Source organism: Streptomyces sporangiiformans (assembly GCF_005768555.2).
In the GTDB taxonomy this organism is placed as follows: Bacteria; Actinomycetota; Actinomycetes; order Streptomycetales; family Streptomycetaceae; genus Streptomyces; species Streptomyces sporangiiformans.
Genome location: NZ_VCHX02000212.1, coordinates 1 through 869, shown reverse-complemented (window position 1 = coordinate 869; position 869 = coordinate 1). Strand labels below are relative to the sequence as shown.

General features: G+C 69.0%; 1 protein-coding gene. It reads right to left on the bottom strand.

The window, feature by feature from the left end; translation table 11 throughout:
- Positions 1–854 (bottom strand): AMP-binding protein (locus FGD71_RS34940; RefSeq protein WP_244951233.1); only part of this gene is annotated, 854 nt, incomplete at its 3' end.
- Positions 855–869 lie beyond the last annotated feature (15 nt).

Genomic DNA, 869 nt, shown 5'->3' with positions numbered 1-869 from the left:
GGCAGGACGAGGGTGCCGCCGGCGGCGAACGTGCCGAAGATGTCCCACACCGACAGGTCGAAACTGAGCGACGACAAACCCAGCACCCGGTCGGCGGCGGTGACCCCGAAGCGGTCGTTGATGTCCGCGACCGTGTTGGCCGCACCACGGTGGTCGATCATCACGCCCTTCGGCTCACCGGTCGACCCGGACGTGAAGATCACATACGCCAGGTCCTCCGGACCGGCCACCGATTCCACCGGCCCGTCGTCCACACCCGCCCAGACCGTGTCGTCGTCCACCGCCAAAACCGTGACATCCGCCGGCCAGTCGAGAACGTCCCGCAGGTGGGCCTGGGTCAGCACGATCCGGCACCGCCCCCGGCCCAGCACCTCATGCACCCGCTCCCCCGGCCACGAAGCGTCCACCGGCAGATAGGCGCCTCCGGATTGCAGCACACCCAGCGCGGCCACCGGCTGCTGCCACCCCTTGTCCATCACCACCCCGACCAGAGCATTCCGACACACCCCCAACTCCCGTAGCCGACGCGCGATCCGCGCCGCACGCCGGTCCAACTCCGCATAACCGACCGTACGATCCCCAGCGATGACAGCCGGGACCTCACCACGCGCACGCAGCGCACCGCCCAGCTCATGCAGAAGACCTTCCGGCAGGACGGCCTCGGTGGCATTCGCCTCCTGACGAGCCACCAGCTCCCCCGGACCCACAAGCCCCAACCCGGCCGAGTCCCACACGCCCTCGTCATCGGCCAGCCGCTCCAACAGCCCACCGAACGCCCCAAACGCGGCATCGATCAGACCGGGCGGGAACAACTCCTCCACCACCGCCCAGTTCACCCGCAACACCCCACCCACCTCAAACACCTGGCA